Genomic DNA, 18,932 nt, shown 5'->3' on the forward strand with positions numbered 1-18,932 from the left:
CAGAGCCCTATTATTGTTTAACCACACTACGTTCGTAGTTCAGGCGCTTTGCGGCATCCAGAGTGAGAATCTGCATAAAGGCTTTAGTTTCTGAATCATTCCCAACAGGCGCGCCTGCGGCACCTCCACCAAAAACATTTGTCGGTACTTTACGCTTGGCAAACGCTTCCGCCCATAGCTGCTGAATCTTGATTTCTGCTTCCAGTTTTTGTGCCAGAGCATTATCAGCCTGAAGAATCACTTGTTTCTGATAGGCTTCAGCATCCGCAAGAGTTCGCTGTGTTTGTGCTTCAATTTTTGCTTTTTCAAGATTAATTTCTGCAGTTTCTTTCTGGATTTCAGCTTCTGCTTTTAGTTTTTCTGCGCCAGTAATTGCAAGCTGCTTATCAGTTTCAGCTTCAGTGGTTTTTTGAATCTGTTCAACTTTTGCCTGAGCCTGACGTTCAGCCACTTCACGCTCACCACGAGCAATGGCTAACAGGCGCTGTTCTTCTTCCTGAACTCTCTGCTCCCGGGCAATAGCACGATCTGCGGATGCTTTCTGTTTGAGCTGCATACGCTCAATAAACTTTTGATTGGGCTTCATATCTGTAACAAGTGCAGACACAACAGTGATTCCAAAATCGGTAAAGCGTTGAGCCTTTCTCTGAGGGAGTCCGCTTTCATCCAAGACTTTTTTAACCTGAAATACAGTCTTTGAATCTTCCCCGTACTCTTCCTGATCTGTACCTAAAGAAGCATTTGCGGAACCAACAGGAGATTTAGACGACTGAATAGTGACTTCTTCCCTTTTCACAAGGAAGATGCCGTTGCTCATTTGGTTTTCAAACTCAGAGTTAAATTCAGTTCGTCCACCAGCGTAATATTCTTCTGCAGCCATCAACGAAGCATTAGCCTGCAAAGTTTCTTTAAACGCAGGCAACAACGCAGTACGCAAAAGGTTTTCAGGTGAACGGTACTCATGGGCTAATTTGAGGAAAGAGGCTTCATCAGAAGGAATAGAAAAGCGTACCGTGGCTTCTGCGTGAGCATCTACCTGATCAAGGAACATAATGCTCAACGGTGGCAAGCTGGCTGATGCTTTATCAGCTTCACGTTCCGCAGAAATTGCACTCAGGCCTGACCCGGAAGCTGCCTGAACAGTCATAGCTCGCTTCCAGGAGTTGTAACGACCAAATGGATAAAACTTATAACCAATTTCAGTCACTACAGCCTCGTTACCAGTGACTGTACGAACATGGTAGATATACCCAGGCTCAGCATAAAAAAATGACTGGCTAAGTACGTAAGTCAAAATTAATAGCAATACACCGGTGATACCAGCTTTTGCGAGAACCGGAGAACTAATATTCATTGTTATTCTATATCCGTTAGAAATATTTTTATTTTTGGCTAAACATTGAGCCCTTCACCTGTAGAGCTCAATTATCTTCAGTAAATTGAAATCTATCTCTTATCTACGTGTTCATTGATAAAAGATTTTGGGTCAGAGCGGTTCGGCCATTTCTACCAGATTATAAACGACAGCGCCATACTCCTATTTAATGCTTTCCTCCTCAGCTCTTCATTTAAATCTTGATAAAGTCGCATCTCTGGCTGTTGATATGTTGCTTGCCAAAATACAGAGTGAGAGGAATGAGGGAATCTTTCTAACACCCTATTCCTCCACTACATACCTCCAGCCATACGCAGCGCCCCATAAGCAATCACTCCTGCTGCACCAACAACGCCAAGATTGCTCAGGCCACTCATAGTATTCCAGAACATAGGCCAGTAACTTCTCTGGTTTACGTTCTCTGGCGTTTTGAAATCGATATCGAGACTTTTATCTGAGAAATAACCATCTTCATATCGTGTTGGGCTGAACCAACCTCCTCCCGCATAAAAGCGGCAATCCCAGGCTTCAGGATCATCCTCACAGGCTTGGTGGTAAATAGATAAACCTCTCTGGTAAACCGTCAGTTTTATCTGGTAATCCGTTCCCGGTGTCAGTTGATTTTCATAGCTTAGGTCTTCAGCAGAGAACAAAAGCCTTGCCGGATAATAAATCAGCCAGGGGATATGATTCCGATACAGGTTTTTTCGTGGATCAATACTGTCAGTTGCCAACATCAGTTCCCATAATTGAGAACGCCGTACTTTCTGGTCTTCAGATAAAGCATTAAGGGTTTGGGCAACAGCTTTCCGCTCATTCACATAAATGGTGTTTCTGGCCAAAGGCCAGCCAAATGTTGATTTATCAAACAATTGAATACGCACCACAACATTCTTGAATACGTCTCCCATATCCCGGGCAAATTCATTGATGGTTGTAGATGAATAGTCCTGCACTCTCAGCGCTGCCGGGAATCCCTTTTCCTGTCGTTGCCCATCAACATCTTTTGCACTCTGCCAAACCAGAGGTTCAATCTTTTCGCCATCAAAAGACTTCGGCAGCGAAAATGCATTTCCAGAACGGGAACGAATACGTTCTTTGGGCAACACAGTAAAACCAATATGGTAGTTACTGTGCTGGCGACACATCAGGCTGGAGCCTTCATAAGAACCACCATACATTCTCGAAATCAGATAATTGTTCCGAGGTTCCTTAACCGAAAGTTGTGGTGACATGGTTGCGCCATGGAAATAACCAATACCGTTATCAACCGTCACGCCCTCCTGCTCACCGGGCAGCAAATCAAACCCATTAGCAAGCCGATCCAGATAACCGTTGTCGTCTTTATCAACTTGCTGGTATTGGACGTCATAGGTCAGAGTTTCATTGCTGCAGTGCTCCGATTCTGAAACCACAACATCCATATAACAGGTTCTGGGAACACTGTGACAACTCTCTGTTTCTTTGCCATCAGTGTCTTTGGTTGTTGTGCACACTTCATCGGAACCGCAGGCATAACTGGTGACTAACTGACAATCTTCCCAGGACCAGTGCAGATGAGAATTATATTGCACGGCACCTGCCCACTCCGGGACAGGCAGCGCACGCAACATATCTTTGGCAGCAGCAGGATCTACATTGTGCAGATCCCGCCACTCCTCTTCATCAAAATCAACAGGGCCTCTGGTTTTGGTATGGCTGCCACTATCACAGAGCAACTGTTCCGTATGAAAGTTGCGGGTTTTATGGGAAGGAATAACTTTCCCCTGACAATAGTGGCTGGGCCGGCTGGCAGGCCAGCTCTTTTCAACACAGAAGTTGTCGTAACTGTATGCCCTGAAAGTTAAGCCAATAACGAGCCAACACAGGGCTTTCAAGCAGGCTGTAAGTTTCATAAAAGGCACCAATTAAAGGGCTGTTCTTTTTTTCCGTTTGGTTGCGGTATGGCTGTCTTTGGTCAGGAGCACCAGAGAGTCCTGAAGTTTTCTGGCTTCATCCAGACGAAGCTCCATTTGCTCAAGAACACTGATGCACTGGGTAATTACTCCTTTCAGGGTTCCAGCTTCAACAACACCCACATCAGCTTCTGGATCATCATCGTCTTCATCACCAAATACGATATTTTCTTTCTTCTTATACAGTTCCTTCTGCTCTTCGCTGGTGTAGAAATAATCCCGGTAGTTGGCTCTGACTTTTCTTAAACCACCGCTTTTTCCCAGTGCTAGCTCTTGCTCGAGATCCTGCTTAATCAACCCAATAATCAGCTGTTTCGCTGCTTCTTCTGGTTTGCTTCCCAGCAGAGTGGTACTGAAGTGTTTGATAGACTCACTCAACCACCAGGCACCTTTGTCATGCAGAGTGGCCTCCGCTTCTGTAGCGTGATTCAGAGCACGAACAAGATGGTTTTCATCCCATGCGGTCATAGCGCCAATGGAAACACTGCTGAGCAAATAATCCGCGTTGAAGATGCGTTTCTGATAGTTCACAGGAATGCTGCCAATTTTTATTCCATAGCTGGCACGAATGTAAAAGCGAGCCCAGAACGCCTCTTTCAAAGCAACAAACGCATCTCTCATGCCTTTCTGATCTGAACTGGTTCTGTACCTTTCAGACTTACCAAACACATCAACAAAGCCTTCCAACGCTTTGCGGGTGAAAGCATTGATACTCTGATCAATGGTGTTGCGCTCTCTGGTAGACATGGCCCTCTTATGAAGAACCTGTCTTTTCATCTGACTGATGGCTTCAGCACTCAGCAACTGAACACCACGCAGCTGATCTGTTCCGATACCATCCTGCTCATGGAGAATTCCACCGGGCAGAGTCAGGCGAAAATGCAAACTATCAACTTTTCCCTGAACCACTTTGAGCTGTTGCAGGTAATGTTCTTTCAGTGGTGAAAAATCTACCTTGTTCGCGAGGTCAGCTTTTGCTTCCTGTTGAAGGGTAGGCAATAGAGCCAACCCGGCAATACGGTCTTCCAGAAAGTCCACTAGCTCATTATGTGAGCGTATTGCAGCAAAAAATCCCTGAACGGAAACAGAACCGATAAGAGACGCATCAGACATCTGCTGAAGACTTTTCAGAGAACCACGAAGTTCTTCAAAACCACTATGAAGAGTTTCCATAGCCGCAAAGAGATACTCATGGGAACGTTTGTCACGCTCTTTCAGCAAATTCAGGGATTCAGCCTCAAGGCGGGACTCGTCATACAGGTGAATATTCAGGCTTTCCAGATCACTGACACGGCTTGATAACCCAGGCTTTTCCTGAGCATCTGTAGCGTCCAATGTGCCGGTGTTAGCAAAGCCGAAATTTGCAAAAGAGTTGGCTGTAATGAAAGCGGCAACCAGTGTCGTAAGAGAGGATTTCATAGTTAAGGCCCTGTTGAATGTCAGGCCGTGAGACTGAGGGTTTTCTGGATAGTTCCCAAACAATTTAAAAAACTTAAAATCGTTCTAACCCCATGATTTTATTTACATAAATGAATTAAAAATAATTTGCCAAAATGCATTTTTGGTACTACGCGCCCGAGTCACTTGTAACGTGCTATCTCTGAAATCTGATGTTGATTTCAACCTTTTCTATACTTCCCAATTACTTCAAATGAAAACTTTTCTTATGGACAAGATACCTGCTCCCAACAGCGGTAGACCGAGACATTCGGAAGAACAAAATCCCTCAAAGCAGAAGAGAGACAAACCTCATTTCCGGGGCAGTGCTCTTACATCTCAAACCAGCGAAAAGCTCCTCCCTATTGATGAGAATGACGGGGGATATGTTTCAGGTTCTGGACATAATTCACCCGTTAGGCGAGCAGCAACACCACCTTCTGACGGCTCAACACAATCACTGAATAACGGTTTATGGGAGAGGATTGATAGTTTTATTGCTGCCCGAACCATTCCTGCTCAATACCCTGATCCTTTAATTCATCAGGCAGTCAATCATATGAAGGCGGGAAGGCAAAAAAAGATGATTGATTGTCTGCAAAAGATTCCTCTCCCCGAACGCTATGATGCAATCAAAAGGCTGCGCTACCCTCCGCCAGAATTTTTGGTTGATCCATTAATCCTTGATCTGCTGGATCAACTTATGATCCACGCTTTTGTTGACCAGTTTGTTTTTACCTTTGCACACGACCTTCCCGATATTTATTACGGGTTTTTAGATGACTTTAAAAATCTGCATGATTTCATGGCTTCACTGGAATTAACTCCCAGCAATCCAAACCACAAGGTATATATGGACATCACCGATCACTTAATGATGACATTACAGAAATTGATAGAAGGTCGTTAACCTTCAAACATCAGTTTTTATTTTTCGAAATGAAAACTGAAATCAGCTCGCAAGATGGTAAAGTGCACGCCTGAGAAGAATAAATCCAAGCAGGGCCGCACATGCACAAGGAAGACAGTATTGGCAAAGGTGTCATCATGGCATTACTCACTGCTCTTCTGTCTTCAGGCACAGCTGCTCTAGGCAAACACACCGCTGAACTGGTGCCACCAACAACCATTGTTCTTATCCAATACATTGTTTGTGTGGCCATTATGCTTCCCTGGCTCTACAAACAAAAACCTGATTATTTGAAAACAACACGCTTTTCTACGCACCTAATTCGAGGATTAAGTGGCTGGCTCTGCTTTGTGGCTTACTTTGTTGCTTTAAAACATATACCACTTGTAGATGCCTCTCTGCTTAGAAATACCGCACCGTTGTTCGTCCCTTTAATGGCGTGGGCCTGGCTTAGAGTTGTTGTTCCTAGAAATCGCTGGATACCTATGATCGCTGGCTTTGTTGGCGTTATCTTCATTCTCCAGCCCGCCGGTGACGACACCAGTATCTGGCATATTGTTGGGCTGATGTCTGGTATTACCCTTTCACTTTCGATGTTGGGAACGCGGACTCTGTCCAGCACGGAGCCTCAGGGGCGCATTCTTTTTTATTATTTCTTTCTGTCCATGGTTTGCAGTATTCCGCTGGCACTTTATTTCTGGCAACCAGTTCCGATGCAGGCATGGCTCTGGCTGATCATGATTGGGTTATCAATCTGGGTGATGATGTGGTGTTATACGCAAGCCTACAGTTATGCCAAGCCCAGCGTGATTTCACCAATCAGCTATATGGGTGTGGTATTTGCAGGTTTGATGGGATGGTACTTCTGGAATCACACGCCAGACAGTCTGAGCCTTTTCGGTATGGTGATTGTTGTCGGTGCAGGAGTTATCACGGTAAGACTGGGAGCCAACCCTGCAGCTAAAAAACAATAGAGCATCAAAAAGCCCGAACAGTTACCTGCCCGGGCTTTCACACACACCTGGCTTAGCCAGTATCACAAGTCACCCTGCCCCCACAGCATGACTCAGTGATAAGTTGCATTGCTTGAGGTTTCCCCCAGAGCAACTGCGTACATCAGAGTTTCTACCGCTTCAATTTTGCTTAACTCACCTTCACGGAGTTTATCTGCCAGGAACTTATTCACAGGCTCTCCAGACGCTAAAGCATCCACAATAATGCTTTCGAGTCGCTTAACTGGTGTGGCGATGGTGATGCTGTCCGTAGCAGGTGTAAAATCGATACCGGGTTGAGGATTTACATACGGCTTAGTCATTATTCTTCTCTCTACAGCATACGAACACTGTCATACGTATTTGTGCTTACATCCTGTGGTTTTCTATTGACCTCTGTCAAGGGTGTTCAAAAGGTTTCCTGAAATATTTCCGGGCTATGCTCTGTAAATAGAGCCAAACCTAAAAGAGGCAGAAGATTATTAAAATTATTTTGAGAGGACTACGAGCGTAGCCCTCAGTTGCTACCAGAGCTTACTACTCGTCGCAGCCAGAACAGTTTTTAGCGACGGGTGTATGACCTTCAACACCATACTCCAGCAAATCAACTACATCCGCAGCCACTTCTCCGGTGAACCGAATACATTGCTGAATATGTTCTCGAGAGCCAAACTCCACATGCTTGATCAACTTACGACAGCAAACGTATTTATTGCGAAGGATAAAACGGTTATGTAGCTCTTCAGAAAGAGGAAACATGTCGTCTGACATTCTCTTTCCTGGTTTTTCCCGCCCTTTATCAAGACCAAGTGCCATAACACCACCAGCTACAGCACCACAGATACAACCGGATTTACCAATACCAACAGGAAAGCCTGAGGCCATTTTCACCATTGCCGGGTCTGCGGGTTTTCCAAGGTGATCGTTCACAACCGAGAATACGGCTTCTGAACAGAGGAACTTACCTTTACGGTAAAGCTTTTCAGCCTTTTTTCGAGCCTGCTCACTGATGTCGGAGTACTGTCGCGAACGCTCCTGTTCACGCTGTAAGTTTTTTTGCTCTCGTAACGAAAGATTTCCCGCACAGGATTCTTCACTGGCAGAGCGTGATGGAGCCATAAACTTTTTAAAAAACATGTTTCACCAGGTTCAATAGCTGGTTAATTGATGTCATGGAATTCCACAAAAAAGGGCAACTATAAAGTTGCCCTTCTTAATGCCTTACGCAGATTTCACATGACTAACGAAATCAAAACGCTTGCCCCGATACTGGGGATTTTTCAGGTTTTCCAGAGAGAAAATTTCATCCAGTTCTTCGTTGTCCAGCAGGCCACGCTCCAGAACAACATCACGTACATTGCGGCCAGACTCTGCACAGATACGGCCAACAATATCACCCTCATGATGACCGATGTGCGGGTTCAGGAAGGTGATAATACCGATGGAATCCAGTACCTGACGCTCACAAACCTCACGGTTAGCGGTGATATCAGTCACACACTTTTCAGTCAGGGTTTCACAGGCGCTGGTCAGCAGGTTCATGGACTCGAACAGACTCTGGGCAATTACCGGCTCCATTACGTTCAACTGAAGCTGACCGGACTCAGCTGCCATGGTGATGGTCATATCGTTACCAACAACCTTGAAGCAGATCTGGTTAACCACTTCAGGAATAACCGGATTCACCTTGGCAGGCATGATGGAAGAACCAGCCTGACGCTGTGGCAGGTTAATTTCATTCAAACCAGTACGTGGGCCAGAAGACAGCAGGCGCAGGTCGTTACAGATCTTGGAAAGCTTCACCGCCATACGCTTCAGAGCGCTGGACAGCATCACGTAAGCACCACAGTCAGAAGTGGCTTCAACCAGATCAGCAGCCTGGGCATAAGGCTGACCAGTCACCTCAGAGAGCTTACGCACGGCCATGGCAGAGTAACCGGATGGAGTGTTCAGACCGGTACCAATGGCAGTTGCGCCCAGGTTTACTTCCAGCAGAAGTTCACGGCAGCGCTGAATGCTTTTCACTTCTTCTTTCAGAGTAACGGCCCATGCGCGGAACTCTTGTCCCAGAGTCATAGGTACAGCGTCCTGCAATTGGGTACGCCCCATTTTCAGAATGTCAGCGAATTCTTCAGATTTGGTTTCCAGTGCTTCAATCAGGTTTTCCAGATTCATCAGCACGGTGCCAATACCGTTGTACAGTGCTACACGGAAACCAGTAGGGTAAGCATCGTTGGTAGACTGGCTCTTGTTGACATGGTCATTCGGGTTGATGATGTTGTACTCACCCTTATTATGACCCATCAGCTCCAGAGCAAGGTTGGCAACAACCTCGTTGGTGTTCATGTTCACAGAGGTGCCAGCGCCACCCTGGAAAGCATCAACAGGGAACTGATCCATGCAGCGGCCAGTGTCCAGAATCAGATTGCAAGCTTTGACAATATATTCAGCAATTGTCGGATCAAGTGTGCCCAGGTCCCGGTTAGCCAATGCTGCGGCTTTTTTGGTGTAGATCATACCGCGGACAAATTCCGGATTGTCGCCAATACGTTCGCGACTAATCTGGAAGTTCATCAGGGCCCGAAGAGTGTGAATACCGTAGTAAGCATCAGCGGGTACCTCCATGGTACCCAGAAGATCTTCTTCCTTGCGATACTGCATAAAATTGTCACCAGAAGAAAAAACAGAAAAGCTCTCGGGAGGCAAAACCAAGAAAGAAGCACTCGGGAGGGCATTAAAATCAGGTCGGCAACAATACTCGTGTAAAGTAACCTCTGTCGATTGTTGCCTTCACGTAAGTTATGAAAATATTGACTTGAGTCGATCTTTTTTTACGAAATAATTACCTCTGCCGGGCAGCACGAAATTGCGTTTCTATTACGGTTACACGAATCCTGCACTTTTTGCACATCCATCACCCATGTTCTTTTTTGTTACCTGAAGTTAAAAAATATTGAAAACCAGGCATTCCTAAGCTGAATAAATATTGACAAAAAACGGCTCCAGCCCTTGCGTACAAAGCTTTCGTTGATTTGTATCACCCAGCAAACAAAAATTAACTTTTCCCTGTCCATTTATTTTGCATTCCCCTGTTTTTTCTGTTTTATTTTGCGGCACAGGATCTTTTTGACCGTTATACCAGACAGACTTTTGCTCTGATGGTGTGAACTGAACGAAAGTCCAGCCATCAAATTATTAAATAGAATTACCATCGGAGCATTTGATAATGGCTCAGAACAAACTGTTCATCGGCAACCTCTCTTTCCGTGCTACTGAAGATGAACTGTCTGAACTTTTCGGTCAGCATGGTGAACTGGAAGAAGTCAAAATCATTCTTGATCGTGAAACCGGCCGCTCCCGCGGTTTCGCCTTCGTGACATTTGTTGAGGAATCCGCAGCTCAGGAAGCTCTGGCTCTGGACGGCAACAGCGTTAGCGGCCGTGATATTCGTGTAAGCATTGCAACCGAGCGCCCTCGTCGCCCAGCTGGCGGCAATCGCGGCAACCGTTTCTAAAGCCTGTTTGATTCTGCTGGTTGATCGCCTTGGGAATCAACCAGCATCCCTACTCTCCTCCTGTTTAATTAATTTCCACTGGCGCACTGCCAGAGTGGAACTATATTTTCCTTCCGCTGCCTGATAGCCAGAAGTTTTTAAGATCTATCCGGTTATTAATTCGGGGGAAATATGCGCGCTTCAGCTTTTTTCATACTTTCTTTTCTTTCATTAACGGCCCAGGCCTGGACGCCATACAGCCCTGAAGGGCTTTCCCAACGCTATGATTTACCAGAAGAAAAAGCCCAGACCTATTCAAAACTTCTGGATAATATCCTTCACATAGACCGTCACCGCTCCTCACTGGAACAGGTAAGTGATCAGGGCAGCGATTTCTGTCAGGTTTTGCTGGATCAGCTGAAAGAAACAGATGAAGAAAAAAGTGTTCGCCAGCTGGCTCTGAGCCGGGCAGTGGGTCGTTGCAGTAGCGAAGATGCCCAGAAGATCATCTCAGGCACTCTGGATGCCAGCTCTGATAATCTGAGGCAGGCTAACACTATTATTTCCGGGCTTCTTTACAACCCTAATAAATTTACCCTCCAGACTGTGGACGCTTTCCTGAGCAAGGCTTTGGTCAGCAAAGCCCAGAAACTTGCTCATGTCAAAGCCACCGGAGAGCCAGTAGAACACCAGAACGAGGATGGTAACAATGCCTATGATGAGATGGTGTCTGTGCTTTGGACTGTCGCTACTGAAGCGAAAAGCCTGCCTCCTTCAATGACCACACTGGTTAGAGAGGCCATTGCAGGAAAAACGACTCTTCCCGATGACTATCTGGAACCCGCGCTTTATGGCCTTGCCCGCCATAAAAATAAAATAGATCCCCAGCTGGTAAGCGGCCTTGCAGACTCTGGCCTATGTCAGAGACTACCAGCAACCTGTGCCAGCACACTGCATAAGTTTGATAGACATGATGAAGTGCAAACTCTTCTTACCCGCTACCAAAATCTGTGTGGTAACCCACAGGATGCTGCAGAGAATGAAAGGCTCTGTACTTCTCAGCAATGGCAGGCCTCATCCTTGAAAGCCATGTTAAATTCCGGAAGAGAAAACCCTCTAATCCATGAAGATACAGGCGAAGATCAGGAAACGTCTTTCGTAGAGCCTGATTATTACTACCCCCTGTAAAAATCAGGCTCATGACCTTCTATAGGACATTATCACTGTTAGTCTTAGGGCTGAAGTTTTCAGATTAAACAGGTGCGTGATGTCCTATCAGGTTTCTTTTCCCCAACGACAGGTTCAGTGCTCAACGTTGATATCCCGTCTTGAACCAGTCGGTGGCGATATACTTGCCGTGATTGTAAAAGAAACGCCCTTTCACCCTCTGGATTATGCTTGGCCAGACCAGCCTGCGGATAAGGGGCACCTGATATTTAACAGTCAAACCTTTCCCGTTATCGATTGCCTGACCGGTGCCATCAACCAGAACAGCAACCAGCTTTTTATCGACAAAGATATTCCCGTTCGTAAAGGTGACGATGGCTGGGATTTTGTTGTTGTTCATATTCTGGAAAAGACACCAGATACCGAATCTCTCCAGCAAGAATCAGAAGTCACTCTGTGCATTGATGAAAAGTATCAACACCTGCTCAGCGTTGGTCACACTGCCTGCCATTTCAGCGCTATGGCGCTGAACAAAACATTGATTCCACTATGGCGAAAAGATCCGGGCAGAAGAGATGCACTGAACAGCCCGGACTTTGATCAAATGGCAATTGTCAGCTCCAATATTCAGCCCGGTGGTTCACGGGATCATTACCGGCTGGGTAAAACTATTCGCAAGAGAGGCCTGCAAAGTGCTGAGTTAATGGAACATGCCTCAGAACTGTTAAAGCAGGCTGAAAATCTGGTGAACAACTGGTTGCAACTGGAAGCAAATATTGAGGTTAAATGCGACGGATCATCATTAACTGATCGCCGCTATTGGCACTGCAACCTTGGAGAAGACGGAGATGTCGTTATCCCCTGCGGTGGCACCCATGCCTCCAATATGAAAGAACTGGGAAAGGTGAATATCACCTGTGAACCCGTTGGAGACATGGAGTTTGTAATGGTCACCAAAACAAATCAGTAATCCTGATTAAACACTGGCCACTCATCAACAACCTGATCTTTGCGCACGATCAACAAGCGACCAAACTGCAGGAATACAAATTCACTCTGGGTTGGTCGCAGGAAAACCAGATCATCGGTTTTGAGTTCCACGGACTCAGAGCCGGTTAACAACTCCTGGTTCGTGCTTCTTCCATAAAGCGCGTTATTGCAAAGCCCCTGTGGGGATACAGGTTCAGCCTTCCACCAGCCACCATAGGTGAAAAACACTTTACCCATATTTGGCGAGATCAGTTTCCACAACCCAGAAAGCTTCTCCATCATTGGCAATTGAAGGTTATCCAATGTTTTCAACACTGGCGCCGCAATAAATGCCGCTGGATGATGGGTTGTTAAGGTTTCCAAATCAAAGCCCGTAGGCTTTACAAACGCGGAGCCTATAGCCAGATCATTGATTGCCCCACGGTCACTTTCCGGATACAAGGCATAAGTTGTACTGCCACCAGAGTTGAAGCACAGGTCATCGGCATACAGCTCTGGAAAATCATTTTTGATGGCATCAACAAACTGCTGATAGCTGTTTAATACCTGATTCCTCGCTGCCATCCTTTTTGAGGCCAGCAACCCTGAGAGTTTGCTGACATGGGGCTCATAACCCATAAGGCCAGAAAACGACAAATACTCTTTATTCTCCGTAATAAGCTGAAGCAACTTTTTGAAACTATTAGCATCGGCAACACCGCCACGGTGCAAACCAATGTCAATCTCTACAGCTATTCTCAGGTTCCTCTGCTGCTCAATGGCAAGCTCAAGGTACTGCTCCAGACGTGCATAGCTGTCTACCAGCCACTGAACCTGAACGCTGGCTCTTTGGGACCTTTCTTCTGATGATTTCTCAAAAACTTTACGAGCCGCAGCCACAGGAAAAGGTTTACCAACCAGATAGTCTGCACCAGGAAACCGATCCAGCAGCTGGCTTAAAAATGGCTGATGAAAAACCATTAATCGGTTAGTGCCAAGCTCTTTTTGCAGATACTCAAGAAGCTCAAAAGACGGCAAAGATTTAGCGGGAACTCTTAATTTTGAAGTGTCGCCAACCACCTTTTTAACTTCAGCGATATTGGCATCCATGCGATCCAAATCAATCACCATGCGTGGATGACTCACACCGTGATCCTTTAAAAGTTTCTGTAGCTTTTGAAAATAAAGCGTATGGGGGCGACCACGGTCTCTGCGCCAGTAAAAAAATGCAGCAAGCAGAGCCAACAGCAGTAACAGCTTCATATACATCCTGTTTTTTCTTTTTATCTAATTATTTATAACTTTATTTCGAGTCTTTCTTCATTAACCGCTCAAGGGCAAGACCAACCCGCGCCAGAGCCAAGAGTTTCCCTGGTCCGGAAGGGCTGGTCACAGCTTTCATTAAGCGACTCATAAGCGAGAGTTTTTCCCGTGAGTAGGGATACCAGTTAGGTTCCGGCTTACCTTTGGTGCTATCAATCAGCACGGCTTTGGAGCGCGTCATTCCCAGCAAACCTTCCGCGCCTTTCATGCGTCCGTAACCAGAATACTTCACACCGCCAAAGGGAAGGTTCACATTGCCTTCGGTGAGCATCACATTGTTGATGTTCACACAGCCAGTTACTACAGCCCGCGCAATGCGATCGGCCTTTGCACTGTCAGTTGTCCAAACGCTGGTACTTAAACCAAAATCACACTGGTTATGCCTGCGGATAGCATCATCAACTGAGCTGAACTTATAAACGGGAACCACAGGGCCAAAGGTTTCTTCTGATGCAAGACGCATATCTTTAGTTACACCGAGAACAATCGTTGGCTTATACATGCCATGACCGGCCGGTTCGCCACCACAAAGAATTTCAGCGCCTTTTTCCCGGGCATCCCGAACCTGCCCATCAATAATTTCCATCTGAAAAGGCGTGGTAATTCCGCCCATATCAGAATCGGCTCCGGTACCCAGGGTAATTTTGCTGAATGCCGCTTTCAGGCACTCCACAAAAACATCATAAATACCGTCCTGAACATAAAGCCGCTCAATAGCCGTACAACTCTGACCACTGTTATGCATATTGCCCCAGGTTGCAGCTCCAACCGCTCGGTCAATATCGGCGTCATCGCAAACAATCATGGCATCCTTGGCGCCAAGCTCCGCAACCACAGGAATCACCATAGGAGCAGCTTGCTGCAGTATCTTCTTGCCAGTACGAACACTGCCAGTAAAAGCAATCAGGTCGGGACGATGGGCAATCAGTTTTTGTGCGGTTTCACCGGCACCGTGAACAACTGTAATTGCCTTGGATAACAGAGGGGAAAGGTTACAAATCTCCTCGAAGATATCCTTCATAGGAGTCTGTTCAGAAGGTTTAATAATAACGGCATTGCCAGCGGCGAAAGCAAACAGGGCTGCAGTGCCGGCAATGGCAAGAGGCAGGTTCCATGGCGAAATAACCAGCACTACACCACGGGCTTCGTGATAGATGCGAGATTTTTTTCCCAGCAGAGTTATGGGTGTTGGAACTTTCTCATCAGCCAGAATACGTGCTGAGTTTTCTACCAGCCAATGGCAATCCTCGATCATCTGAACCATATCAGACAACATGGCATCGCCACGGCTACGACCGGACTCTTCCACTATCCGGTCAAGCAAACGTTCTTCATTGTTCTGCAGATAGTTAATAACCCGGTGTATTTCACGGGTTCGCTCTTCAACAGTCGACAGGCGCAGTTCCTCACCTGCTAGCCGTGCTTTGGCAAAAGCCTCTGCAATTTCAGCGTCGCTGGCATTCTCAATGCTGTAGAGCGTTTTGTCTGTTACCGGGTCAATAACATCAATCACTTGCACGGAACCTATTTGTTTTGCTTCACGCATTTCTTACTGAACAGCAACATGCAACGGTTGGGGCCACGTTCAGCTCCAACCAATCTGTTACCATCGTACCAATCAAGGTCGAACAAAACCAGAACAATAGTGCAAAGTAGAACATTTTCTACTGATCGGCAGACTTATCCATCATCATGCACAACTTTTAAAACGCCATCTTTATAGAGCACCTGCAACATGTGAGTTGCCTCAGGCTCTTTTAGACGCTCCTTAACCGGCACCGTGTAAACATCCCAAACCAGGTTGTCTTTATTGATAGTCAGCACAGCAAAGCCATGCTTCTCACTGTTGAAGTGAACCAGATGGTGGTTCTGATCCTTCAGATACATCCGGATAATATCCATCAGTAGACTGAACCCGCCAAACATTCCGGCTTCATCTTTCATATTGGGAGAGGTGATGGATGGAGTCATCAGCTCGATGCCCAGATTTTCAGGGGAATCTGGCTCTTCAAAGGGTTTGATATAAGAGACCAATGAGGTGTGCATATCCCCGGTCAGAACAACCAGATTCTTTATTCCCATAGATTCTATGCTGTCTTTAATCATTCCCCGTTCATGCACATAACCATTCCACTGGTCAGTATTAATTAACTCATCAGGAATAATGTCCAGATGGGAACCATAAGCGACGAACCGGGAAAACATGGTCTGGTTACCCCAAAGCCGCCAGTGGGCATCACTGCTTTTGATCTGCCCCAGCAACCAATCTCTCTGCTCCACTCCCAGCATGGTTTTGTCTGGCGTATCTTCAGGAATCTGCTCTCCATCCCGGAAACTGCGAGAATCGGTCACAAAAAAATCGGCCATTTTTCCCAACCTGAATGAACGGAAGAACTTCACCAGTTCTCTGGGATCTTCAGTATTGCGATTAACTCTGGCTTTGGATGGATTGTAATTCACCCATGCAGTGCGTGAATCCAACATCAGCTGGTTTTTCTCAGCTGCTGTTAGGTGGCGATAACGCTTTCCGGGAATTCCGGCCTTGTTATGTACCCTGTCCCAATAATGGTTATCAGCCACTTCGTGATCATCCGGAACAAGAATAAAAGGCATGGAAGAAAGAGATTCCTGTAGCTGCGGATCAGACAGATAGTTCTGATACAGGAAACCAAAATCGGCGGCATTCATTGCTGAACGACTGCGACTGGGTAATGTAAGAGGTCTTAAGATTTCAGCAGAGTCCGAATCATAAGATGCATATTCGTAGGTGAAGTCTCCATCAAAAAAGGCCAGATCAAGCTCACCACGCTTCGCCATAGCCGCCATTATCTGGTGAGCATTAAAGTAACCGGTTGAGAAATCCTGACAGGTCAGAACAGCCATACGGAAAGAACGTTCCTGATCTTTCCCAGGAAGGGTTTTTGTTCTTCCGGTTATGCTGACATCACTTTCATGGCGAAAACGGTAGAAGTAAACCGTGTCCGGAGAAAGCCGCCCCTCCAGATTCACATGCAGCGTGTGGTCAGTGAGGGAAGAAACTGTATGGGTTTCCTGAATGATAGTTCGCCCGAACTCTGGATCGCGAGCGACTTCAAGTGTGATGGAATGAGTGCCGGGGTGAAGTGTCGGGTCCAACCTTGTCCACAGAACAACACCATCCGAAGAGGGATCTCCCGAGCGAACACCTTGAGGAAAAGAGTTATCTGCAGACACGCCCCAAGCGACAAGAGAACAGATAACAACCAGAACATAAAAACAGCCTGATAAAAAAACACGGCACTTCATCTTTATCCACAGCCTTCCAAAATACGGAAAGCAGGAAGTCTAGATGGCGCGCCGTGTTTTTCCTGCTTAAGGAGTTCGTCCTCCAACACGAGGTCTCTTCCATTCAGTCACTTTTACAGACATCTTGATTTGAGAGTGCCTTAACGGTGATTCCACCTTTACTGTGGGCCGCCCGGTCCGCCACTTGGCAGCCCAAACATCGCCCAAGCGCTTGTTAGCTTCGAACACCCCCTGATCTTCAATGCAGCTTATATGGAAGGGCTTAGGTGAAGAACTACCACCTGAAGGCCAACCAGACAGCGGCTTCGCTTCCCCCTCTGCACCAACCTCCCCAAATGTGCAGATTGGGCATACATCATCTTCAGACTGTTGAGTATAAGGAGTAAGTATTCCCTTATCTGCATCCTCCAGCGTAACTTTGCTAACAGCAGAGCCACCAATCCAGTGTCTTCCCAGAAAATTAAGAATCGGGTGTTCTTCCTCCCCAGCTTCTATTCTGCGCTCTTCCTCTCTCGCAAGGCGCTCCCGATTCGCAAGTTCACGCTGATACCCCTCAACCCCGACAGCCCGGGTTATCCAGTCACCAGCTTTATCCACCGCAGTAGCCGCAATATTCCGTCCCCTATAGGCCAGTTCCGCAGTAAGGAAACGACTCCCCCACTCAGGGATTAGCCATTGCTGAACAGATATATCAGTACTGTTCGCCACAACTGTCATCCCAGGCCAGAACATTCCATCCTGCCAATCAATACCTACAGGATCCTGCTCATCATCGGAGCCAAACTTAAACATAGATTTATCAGTTTCATGCTCGATATAAGCAACCTGACCAAAGTTGTCTGGAACAGAAAAAACATTGCGGGCTCCAGAATCTTTTTCCAGATAAGAGCACTCTCCGTCCTCGGCTTCATGTAAACATTGCTGCTGATTAAAATAAGCCGCGCAACTGTCTGCTACGGCTTGAATGACTGAAGGGTGCAAGGCGCTGCGAACAGATGGAAAACTTGTTCGCTTTACCTTCAAATGCATAGCATGCAACATCCAGGGAATTACCCTTTGACTGGCACCTTCCGCAGCAAGGTTTATTCGAGCCATTCTTTCTTGCTCAAGATCATAGAAAAATATTGTCAGTGCTCCTCCCCCGCTCTTATCAGGGAGCAGAAAAATACGTTCTATTCTTTGTTTGCCCAGAACTCGCGCCAACTGGTGATAGCTACTGCTTTTATTGCTCTCTGGCAGACTGGCTGAAATAACATTCACTTCATAAAGAGCAGGCAGATCGGCCCGGTCCTGAAAGATCGCCTTAACGACAAAGTGATTCGCAATATCTCCGGTCAAAGGCACATGAATATATTGAGTATTCGTGCGACTCTTCATCTGCTTCATGTGACCACCCAGCGAATGCAAACCCTTCAGCCCCGCAGCCAGAGAATAAATATGAGCTTCCGTCAGAGGTTTTTCGGTAACCAGCTGATAAATAGATGGGATGCCAAATTTGGTTAATGTAGAAGGAAGTGCATACCAGGCACCTGCCTGCAAGATATGATAGATATTACTGATAGAGTACATCGCGTTTAAACCATAGCCACCAAAAGCAACCAAGTTCAGCAAAAACTTTGCTCCCCAAACTTGATGGGCAATAGCGGTATAGAAAGAGTAAAACCCGATAGTTCCAATCACCGGATAAACAATTCCCCCCCAGACAAAACTGTCATATATCCACTGAGCACGGCTGCGGTCCAGCTCATCAAAATAAAAAACCTGATCACCGATATGGAACGTCGATCCAGTTTGAGAAAAAACAGCCCGAATCGGGGTTCCATTAGGCAAGCTCGCCTGCTGGGTATCACTGTTTTCCTCAGGCTGTCCTGTAGCGCATACAGAAAAACTGCTTATACACAAAGCAGCGACCATTAAAAGAATCAGCCTCTTCATAACGCGCACTCACAAGCTGTTACTGTTTGGCGGCTTTCGACCATGGGCTGTCGAAAAAGTTCTAGTACAGATAAATATTTTCAACACTGCC

General features: G+C 46.4%; 15 protein-coding genes. 5 read left to right on the forward strand and 10 right to left on the reverse strand.

Going from position 1 to position 18,932, the window contains the following annotated elements; translation table 11 throughout:
* Positions 1-10 precede the first annotated feature (10 nt).
* From ACY2RR_RS02690 to ACY2RR_RS02700, 3 genes are all read right to left on the reverse strand, one after another.
* Positions 11-1,354 (reverse strand): SPFH domain-containing protein, encoded by a 1,344-nt coding sequence (locus ACY2RR_RS02690; protein WP_490106596.1) that lies wholly within the window; start codon positions 1,352-1,354, stop codon positions 11-13.
* A gap of 314 nt (positions 1,355-1,668) precedes the next feature.
* On the reverse strand, positions 1,669-3,270 hold the full coding sequence (locus ACY2RR_RS02695) for a hypothetical protein (RefSeq protein WP_490106597.1): 1,602 nt from the start codon (positions 3,268-3,270) through the stop codon (positions 1,669-1,671).
* A 12-nt stretch (positions 3,271-3,282) separates the two neighbouring features.
* Positions 3,283-4,749 (reverse strand): hypothetical protein, encoded by a 1,467-nt coding sequence (locus ACY2RR_RS02700; protein WP_490106598.1) that lies wholly within the window; start codon positions 4,747-4,749, stop codon positions 3,283-3,285.
* Between the two features lie 247 nt (positions 4,750-4,996).
* Between ACY2RR_RS02700 and ACY2RR_RS02705 the strand changes: the two genes are divergently transcribed.
* Together ACY2RR_RS02705 and ACY2RR_RS02710 are read left to right on the forward strand one after the other, a co-directional pair.
* On the forward strand, positions 4,997-5,677 hold the full coding sequence (locus tag ACY2RR_RS02705; RefSeq protein WP_490106599.1) for a hypothetical protein: 681 nt from the start codon (positions 4,997-4,999) through the stop codon (positions 5,675-5,677).
* Between the two features lie 101 nt (positions 5,678-5,778).
* Positions 5,779-6,651, forward strand: coding sequence for a DMT family transporter (locus ACY2RR_RS02710; RefSeq protein ID WP_490106600.1), 873 nt, complete (start codon positions 5,779-5,781; stop codon positions 6,649-6,651).
* Positions 6,652-6,743: 92 nt separating this feature from the next.
* Here ACY2RR_RS02710 and ACY2RR_RS02715 read toward each other — a convergent pair whose 3' ends face one another.
* The 3 genes from ACY2RR_RS02715 to aspA all read right to left on the reverse strand — a co-directional run bounded on the left by ACY2RR_RS02715 (position 6,744) and on the right by aspA (position 9,330).
* Complete coding sequence (locus tag ACY2RR_RS02715; protein WP_490106601.1) at positions 6,744-6,992, reverse strand: hypothetical protein; 249 nt, start codon at positions 6,990-6,992, stop codon at positions 6,744-6,746.
* A 214-nt stretch (positions 6,993-7,206) separates the two neighbouring features.
* Entirely contained in the window at positions 7,207-7,806 is a 600-nt protein-coding gene (locus ACY2RR_RS02720; RefSeq protein ID WP_490106602.1) for a C-GCAxxG-C-C family protein, read from the reverse strand.
* A gap of 84 nt (positions 7,807-7,890) precedes the next feature.
* The gene (aspA, locus tag ACY2RR_RS02725; protein ID WP_490106603.1) at positions 7,891-9,330 is read right to left on the reverse strand and encodes an aspartate ammonia-lyase; all 1,440 of its coding nucleotides are present in this window, start codon (positions 9,328-9,330) and stop codon (positions 7,891-7,893) included.
* Positions 9,331-9,895: 565 nt separating this feature from the next.
* On the opposite strand from aspA, the gene ACY2RR_RS02730 reads away from it, so the two are divergent.
* From ACY2RR_RS02730 to ACY2RR_RS02740, 3 genes are all read left to right on the forward strand, one after another.
* Positions 9,896-10,183, forward strand: coding sequence for an RNA recognition motif domain-containing protein (locus ACY2RR_RS02730; protein ID WP_490106604.1), 288 nt, complete (start codon positions 9,896-9,898; stop codon positions 10,181-10,183).
* A gap of 171 nt (positions 10,184-10,354) precedes the next feature.
* A complete protein-coding gene (locus ACY2RR_RS02735) occupies positions 10,355-11,350 on the forward strand; it encodes a hypothetical protein (protein ID WP_490106605.1) in 996 nt (331 codons plus the stop codon).
* A 79-nt stretch (positions 11,351-11,429) separates the two neighbouring features.
* On the forward strand, positions 11,430-12,299 hold the full coding sequence (locus ACY2RR_RS02740; RefSeq protein WP_490106606.1) for an alanyl-tRNA editing protein: 870 nt from the start codon (positions 11,430-11,432) through the stop codon (positions 12,297-12,299).
* Here the strand turns inward: ACY2RR_RS02740 and ACY2RR_RS02745 are convergent.
* The 4 genes from ACY2RR_RS02745 to ACY2RR_RS02760 all read right to left on the reverse strand — a co-directional run bounded on the left by ACY2RR_RS02745 (position 12,293) and on the right by ACY2RR_RS02760 (position 18,841).
* Positions 12,293-13,561, reverse strand: a complete 1,269-nt coding sequence (locus tag ACY2RR_RS02745; RefSeq protein ID WP_490106607.1) for an alanine racemase — start codon at positions 13,559-13,561, stop codon at positions 12,293-12,295. The two genes, ACY2RR_RS02740 and ACY2RR_RS02745, sit on opposite strands and share 7 nt — an antisense overlap.
* A gap of 40 nt (positions 13,562-13,601) precedes the next feature.
* Complete coding sequence (locus tag ACY2RR_RS02750) at positions 13,602-15,167, reverse strand: aldehyde dehydrogenase family protein (RefSeq protein WP_490106608.1); 1,566 nt, start codon at positions 15,165-15,167, stop codon at positions 13,602-13,604.
* Positions 15,168-15,301: 134 nt separating this feature from the next.
* A complete protein-coding gene (locus tag ACY2RR_RS02755) occupies positions 15,302-16,906 on the reverse strand; it encodes an alkaline phosphatase D family protein (RefSeq protein WP_490106609.1) in 1,605 nt (534 codons plus the stop codon).
* A gap of 66 nt (positions 16,907-16,972) precedes the next feature.
* Entirely contained in the window at positions 16,973-18,841 is a 1,869-nt protein-coding gene (locus tag ACY2RR_RS02760) for a hypothetical protein (protein WP_490106610.1), read from the reverse strand.
* Positions 18,842-18,932: the final 91 nt, after the last annotated feature.

The sequence above is a fragment of the Parendozoicomonas sp. 2304DJ65-17 genome, from assembly GCF_058148445.1.

Coding starts and splice junctions, on each gene's coding strand:
- ACY2RR_RS02690 (WP_490106596.1), bottom strand. CDS start 1,354: ATGAATATTAGTTCTCCGGTTCTCGCAAAAGCTGGTATCACCGGTGTA.
- ACY2RR_RS02695 (WP_490106597.1), bottom strand. CDS start 3,270: ATGAAACTTACAGCCTGCTTGAAAGCCCTGTGTTGGCTCGTTATTGGC.
- ACY2RR_RS02700 (WP_490106598.1), bottom strand. CDS start 4,749: ATGAAATCCTCTCTTACGACACTGGTTGCCGCTTTCATTACAGCCAAC.
- ACY2RR_RS02705 (WP_490106599.1), top strand. CDS start 4,997: ATGGACAAGATACCTGCTCCCAACAGCGGTAGACCGAGACATTCGGAA.
- ACY2RR_RS02710 (WP_490106600.1), top strand. CDS start 5,779: ATGCACAAGGAAGACAGTATTGGCAAAGGTGTCATCATGGCATTACTC.
- ACY2RR_RS02715 (WP_490106601.1), bottom strand. CDS start 6,992: ATGACTAAGCCGTATGTAAATCCTCAACCCGGTATCGATTTTACACCT.
- ACY2RR_RS02720 (WP_490106602.1), bottom strand. CDS start 7,806: ATGTTTTTTAAAAAGTTTATGGCTCCATCACGCTCTGCCAGTGAAGAA.
- aspA (WP_490106603.1), bottom strand. CDS start 9,330: ATGCAGTATCGCAAGGAAGAAGATCTTCTGGGTACCATGGAGGTACCC.
- ACY2RR_RS02730 (WP_490106604.1), top strand. CDS start 9,896: ATGGCTCAGAACAAACTGTTCATCGGCAACCTCTCTTTCCGTGCTACT.
- ACY2RR_RS02735 (WP_490106605.1), top strand. CDS start 10,355: ATGCGCGCTTCAGCTTTTTTCATACTTTCTTTTCTTTCATTAACGGCC.
- ACY2RR_RS02740 (WP_490106606.1), top strand. CDS start 11,430: ATGTCCTATCAGGTTTCTTTTCCCCAACGACAGGTTCAGTGCTCAACG.
- ACY2RR_RS02745 (WP_490106607.1), bottom strand. CDS start 13,561: ATGAAGCTGTTACTGCTGTTGGCTCTGCTTGCTGCATTTTTTTACTGG.
- ACY2RR_RS02750 (WP_490106608.1), bottom strand. CDS start 15,167: ATGCGTGAAGCAAAACAAATAGGTTCCGTGCAAGTGATTGATGTTATT.
- ACY2RR_RS02755 (WP_490106609.1), bottom strand. CDS start 16,906: ATGAAGTGCCGTGTTTTTTTATCAGGCTGTTTTTATGTTCTGGTTGTT.
- ACY2RR_RS02760 (WP_490106610.1), bottom strand. CDS start 18,841: ATGAAGAGGCTGATTCTTTTAATGGTCGCTGCTTTGTGTATAAGCAGT.